Consider the following 6,000-nt stretch of genomic DNA (forward strand, 5'->3'; position numbering starts at 1 on the left):
AAAATAGATATAAAATGTTTTTTAACAGACCATTCTAGATATGTTCCTTATGGTTCAAAAACAGACTACTTTATATCACATAAAACAGCTGAATCTTTAGAATATTTCCATGAGGTGATATCATATCGCTTTCGCGAAAGCGGAATCGCAACAACTCTAAATTTTAATGAATTCCTAAAATTGAAAAAGTAAACTGGTTAATCATAGCCTCTATTTGTTTTAATTTATCAACACCTTTCACACTAGAAAGCCGAGGCAAATGAGCCGCATAATATATCTGATTATCAGCCATATCACTAATAGTACTAGCGAGACTCTTACTGTATTTAAAATCAGGATTTACTTCTAAAATTAAAGCCGCTATCTTTTCTATTAACTCTTTACGACTTCTAAATGCTCCATGGTCATTTTCTTGATCAACCTCGTGAAAGTGAAAGGCTTTTACACCTTCTATGACGACTATCTCATGCAGCAAACTTTCATTAATATAAGCGGTCATACTGGATTGATTTGAGGCATTTAATAACTCATGAATCGCAATTTTTATCTTTTTTTGCGCGTCATCTACATTCATGGTATGCAGGTCTATTAAATAGTGTACCCATTCCCAATACCAGCAATTAAGGTAAATTAATAGTTTATGTTTATTCTCAAAATACCTGTAAATAGAGGCCTCTGTAGATTTCATTGCTTGAGCTAACTTTTTAAAGGTAAAAGACTCAAAACCTAACTCATACATTACCTCAATACTATGCTCTAAAAGCCTTTTACCATAAACGGTTTGCTGTGGATCTTTATGATAAAGCTGTGAAGAAATACTAAACTGTATACCGCGATTCATCAAACTTATAATTGCTTCATTGAACTACAAATATAGTAAAAGACAGGTTAGGTAAATTATAACAATTATTTAAGATAGTAATACTATCAAATTTAAAATTAAACATATCTTTGCTCAAATTAATTTTAACAATTGATAACACAAGGTGTGAGATAATTCAAAACTGGATAAGGACAAACTATTAATAATTATGACAGGACTAAAAAAACACTTATTACTGGTGATACTGATGGTAAGCTCTATGACCACTTATGGTCAGTCTGTAGATCAATCACAAACTGGCGCTTGGTACATGTATTTTTACAATACAAAATTTGAAAATTCAAACTGGGGAATTCAAGGAGATTTTCAATATCGTGACTGGCAAGGTCTAGGAGACATGGAACAACTCCTTTTGCGATCTGGACTTACTTACAATCCTAAAAACACAAATGTGACTTTAACCTTAGGATATGCACATATCACTTCAGGAGAATATGGCGATTCAAATGCCACAAGTGGAGAAAGTCGTATCTATCAAGAAGCGCTTTTACCGCAAAAAATAGGAAAACGCTTTTACCTCACACATCGCTTTAGATATGAGCAACGTTTTGTAGAACATCAAGATTTTAGAACGCGCTATCGATACAATCTTTTTCTAAACGTACCACTAAATAAAACTGATCTATCTAAAAAAGCGATCTATTTAGCCCTTTATAATGAGCTATTTATTAATGGCCAGACAGATATAGGAAATGATCGATCTGTAGAATTATTTGATCGCAATAGAACTTACATAGGTGCCGGTTATGCGCTTACTGATAAATTAAGATTACAATTAGGCTGGATGAATCAAAAAACCGTAAACTGGGGCAAAGGCCAGCTGCAGTTCAGTTTACATCACTACTTTTAAAATCAACAATTAAATCAAAAACATTATGAAAAAAACAATTCAATTAATCGCAACAGCTCTGGTAATGACAAGTGTAGTTTCTTGCAACCAAAATATGAAAGAAACAAAAGCTGAAGACACACAAAACGAGTCTCCTACAGAGATTGCCATCAAAAGTGTTTTAACTGCTGAAGAGCAAGCGAGCATGACTCCAGACGAGATTATAGGTCGCCTTAAAAAAGGTAATGAGAATTTTGTAAATAATAATACGACACGTAGAGATCATTCAGCACAAAGAAGACTTGCTGCTATAGGTCAGTACCCTAAAGCTATCGTACTTTCATGTGTAGACAGTCGTGTTCCTGTAGAAGACATTTTTGACCTAGGAATAGGTGACATATTTGTAGCTCGTGTTGCAGGAAATATTGAAAATAAAGATATCGTAGGTTCTATGGAATTTGCAACAGCTGTTGCTGGCTCTAAAGTAATCGTTGTGCTAGGCCATACCTCTTGTGGTGCTGTTAAGCATGCCATAGATAATACAGATGCTGCAGGTCTAGGCATGGATAATTTACAGGAATTGCTCAATGAAATAAGACCAGTTCTAGATAACCACGGCGATAAAGAGCATACCTCTAAGGATACTGCCTTTACAAACATGATTATAGATGAAAATGTTACTAAAACGGTGGCTGATATTAAAGCTGCTAGTGCCACATTAAATGCAATGGATGAAGAAGGTGCTATAAAAATAGTAGGGGCTACCTATAATATGGAAACAGGTGAAGTTATTTTTAATTAATTATAAAAATTAATTTTAGAAAGGCAGTGGTTTTAAGAATCACTGCCTTTTTTGTTTTATTTAATTTTTAAAGAGAGATCATAATCTCCTATTTTTGATCACGCATATATAAACTAATTCATGAGCATATTTTATTTAATAATAGGTCTAGTGTTACTTGTCATAGGTGGAGAATTCTTAGTACGATCTTCGGTAGGTTTATCACTCAAGCTTAACCTATCACGCATGATCATAGGGCTAACCGTGGTTTCTTTTGCTACTAGTGCTCCAGAATTGATTGTAAGCATACAATCTGCTATGGATGGTTTATCTGGACTAGCCTTAGGGAATGTCATAGGTTCAAATATTGCAAATATCGCACTGGTTTTAGGAGCTACCGCATTAATAGCTCCTATGATGATTGAAAAGGACTTTTTTAAATTCAACTGGCCATGGATGATGCTTTTTAGTGTTGTGTTGTATGGAATGTTACATTTAGGAAATAACCTAGAAAGATGGGAAGGCGTTGCCTTAGTAGGTTTAATAATCCTCTTTTTAGTCCTTTTAATAAGACGTGCCCGTAAAAATCCAGAAGCGGTAGATCTAGAAGAAGTACAAGATGAATCTAAATGGTGGAAAATTGTATTGTTTTTAGTCTTAGGAGGAATTGCTTTATGGCAAGGATCAGAACTACTGGTTAATGGTGCTGTACAAATCGCTAGTGATTTAGGAGTTTCAGAGGACATTATAGGATTAACCATGGTCGCTATAGGAACATCTGTTCCAGAGTTAGCTGCATCCATAATTGCCGCAGTAAAACAAGAAAAAGCGATTTCTTTAGGGAATTTAATAGGTTCTAATATCTTTAATATAGGATCAGTATTAGGTATTACGGCTGTAATAGAGCCATTTACTATAGATACAAATAGTATGGAAATACTTAACAATAATTTGTTTTGGATGATTGGAGTTTCATTTTCTATTCTACCACTGGCATACATCGCTCGTAAATTTGAAATCACACGATTTAAAGGTGCTCTATATGTATTATCTTATGCCATATTCACATACTTAGCCTTTAATACCTTATAAAATACAGGGTTATTCACAATATAACATAGTTTGTTAATACAATACCCCTAAATTTTTAGGGGTTAAAGTTTTAAATGCGTTATTTTTGTGCTGTATTTCATAAAATAATACCACATCATGTCCACATTAAGATTTAATGCCTTAAAAGAAACACTCAACCGCCAGCCTGTTGAAGTAAACGAACCAAAACGTCGTAGTGAGATTTTTGGGAAAAACGTTTTTAATAAGCAGGCGATGCGCCAGCACTTAACTAAACAAGCGTATAAAAGTGTCCTAGACGCTATGGAAAACGGTAGTAAAATAAGCCGTGAGGTAGCAGACCACATTTCAACTGGAATGAAAGAATGGTCTATACAGAATGGCGCTACTCATTATACGCACTGGTTCCAGCCACTTACTGGTGGAACAGCAGAGAAGCATGACGCCTTTTTTGAACTAGAAATGGATGGTGAAGTCATTGAAAAATTTGGTGGTGGACAGCTAGTTCAACAAGAACCAGACGCATCATCATTCCCTAATGGCGGGATTAGAAACACCTTTGAAGCTCGTGGATACACAGCCTGGGATCCTACATCTCCAGCATTCATCATGGGAACTACTTTATGTATTCCTACGGTATTTATAGCATACACAGGAGAAGCATTAGATAATAAAACACCTCTTTTAAGATCATTACAAGTTATCGATCAGGCAGCGACTGATGTTTGTAAATACTTCGATAAAAATGTTTCAAAAGTAGTGGCTACCTTAGGATGGGAACAAGAATATTTCTTAATTGACGCTGCACTAGCAGATTCTCGTCCAGATTTACAGCTATCTGGTCGCACTTTATTAGGTCACTCATCTGCCAAAGGTCAACAATTAGATGATCATTATTTCGGTTCTATTCCTTCCAGAGTCTTGAACTACATGCGCGATATGGAAACAGAATGTATGCTTTTAGGCATACCTGTTAAAACACGTCACAATGAGGTAGCTCCTAACCAGTTTGAACTAGCTCCTATCTTTGAAGAGGCAAACCTAGCCGTAGATCACAACTCCTTATTAATGGATGTGATGCGCAAGGTGGCGTCACGTCATAACTTTAAAGTATTATTCCACGAGAAGCCATTTGCTGGTGTAAACGGTTCTGGTAAACATAATAACTGGTCTCTTGCTACTAATACTGGAGTCAACTTATTATCACCAGGAAGCACACCGATGAAGAATTTACAATTCCTGACCTTCTTTATCAACACCATTAAAGCAGTTCATGATCATGAAGAGTTAATAAGAGCTACCATTGCAAGCGCCTCAAACGATCACCGTTTAGGAGCAAATGAAGCACCGCCAGCTATTATATCTGTATTTATAGGTTCACAATTAACTAATGTTCTTGATGAACTAGAAAAAGTGACTGACGGTAAATTATCTCCTGAAGAGAAAACAGACCTTAAATTAAACGTAGTAGGTAAGATTCCAGAAGTAATCCTGGATAATACAGACCGTAACCGTACCTCTCCGTTTGCCTTTACGGGTAATAAATTTGAATTACGTGCTGTAGGATCTACCGCAAACTGTGCAAACCCTATGACCGTTTTAAATGCGATAGTGGCACAGCAACTCATAGAATTTAAAGCTGAAGTTGATGCACTTATAAAGGACAAAAAACTTAAGAAAGATGAAGCAATCTTTAACGTATTGCGTGAGTATATCAAGCAGTCTAAAAAGATCCGTTTTGAAGGAGATGGTTATGGTGAAGCTTGGGAAAAAGAAGCTGAAAAACGTGGACTAAGTAATAACAAAACAACTCCTACGGCTCTTAAAGCAAAGGTTTCTAAGAAGACCATCAAGCTTTATGAAGACCTCAACATCATGAGTAAAATCGAGACAGAATCTCGTTATGAAATTGAAGTGGAAGAATATGCCATGCGCATTCAGATTGAAGGACGTATCCTAGGTGATATAGCCCGTAATCACGTGATTCCTACCGCCGTTAAATATCAAAACCGCTTGATAGAGAATGTAGTAGGATTAAAAGAAATTTATGGTAAAGACTTTAAGAAAGTTGCCAAAGAGCAAATGATTCTTATTGAAGAAATCTCTAATCACATCGAGAAAATCAACAAAGGAATCACAGAAATGACTGAGGCACGTAAAAAAGCAAATAACGCTAAAAACGCAGAGGAAACTGCCGCACAATACTGCGATAAAGTAAAACCTTACTTTGACGTGATCCGTTATAGCTGTGATAAACTAGAACTCCTAGTAGATGATGAGTTATGGCCATTGACTAAATATCGTGAACTACTTTTCACGAGATAACAATTCAGTTACTTAAACTATAGAACCTCTGATCCATACGGTCAGAGGTTTTTTTTATATTTATGCTTTCGCGAAAGCATAACATAAAAAGCTTGCAAGAATTCATGAAAA

Annotated in this window: 5 protein-coding genes; 4 read left to right on the forward strand and 1 reads right to left on the reverse strand. The window is 35.6% G+C overall.

The genetic code is table 11. From position 1 onward, the window contains the following. Positions 1–163 precede the first annotated feature (163 nt). Positions 164–841 carry a TetR/AcrR family transcriptional regulator gene (locus ACTF48_RS08005; RefSeq protein WP_438962634.1) on the reverse strand — a complete coding sequence of 226 codons (678 nt, stop codon included), beginning with the start codon at positions 839–841 and terminating at the stop codon, positions 164–166. Between the two features lie 190 nt (positions 842–1,031). On the opposite strand from ACTF48_RS08005, the gene ACTF48_RS08010 reads away from it, so the two are divergent. The 4 genes from ACTF48_RS08010 (at position 1,032) to ACTF48_RS08025 (ending at position 5,889) form a co-directional block, all read left to right on the forward strand. Beyond that, a complete protein-coding gene (locus ACTF48_RS08010) occupies positions 1,032–1,733 on the forward strand; it encodes a DUF2490 domain-containing protein (RefSeq protein WP_438962635.1) in 702 nt (233 codons plus the stop codon). A 25-nt stretch (positions 1,734–1,758) separates the two neighbouring features. Continuing rightward, positions 1,759–2,514 carry a carbonic anhydrase family protein gene (locus ACTF48_RS08015; protein WP_438962636.1) on the forward strand — a complete coding sequence of 252 codons (756 nt, stop codon included), beginning with the start codon at positions 1,759–1,761 and terminating at the stop codon, positions 2,512–2,514. A 120-nt stretch (positions 2,515–2,634) separates the two neighbouring features. Next, positions 2,635–3,585, forward strand: coding sequence for a calcium/sodium antiporter (locus tag ACTF48_RS08020; RefSeq protein ID WP_438962637.1), 951 nt, complete (start codon positions 2,635–2,637; stop codon positions 3,583–3,585). A gap of 117 nt (positions 3,586–3,702) precedes the next feature. Next, complete coding sequence (locus tag ACTF48_RS08025) at positions 3,703–5,889, forward strand: glutamine synthetase III family protein (RefSeq protein WP_438962638.1); 2,187 nt, start codon at positions 3,703–3,705, stop codon at positions 5,887–5,889. Positions 5,890–6,000 lie beyond the last annotated feature (111 nt).

The sequence above is a fragment of the Nonlabens sp. genome (genome assembly GCF_965660805.1).
GTDB lineage: Bacteria > Bacteroidota > Bacteroidia > Flavobacteriales > Flavobacteriaceae > Nonlabens.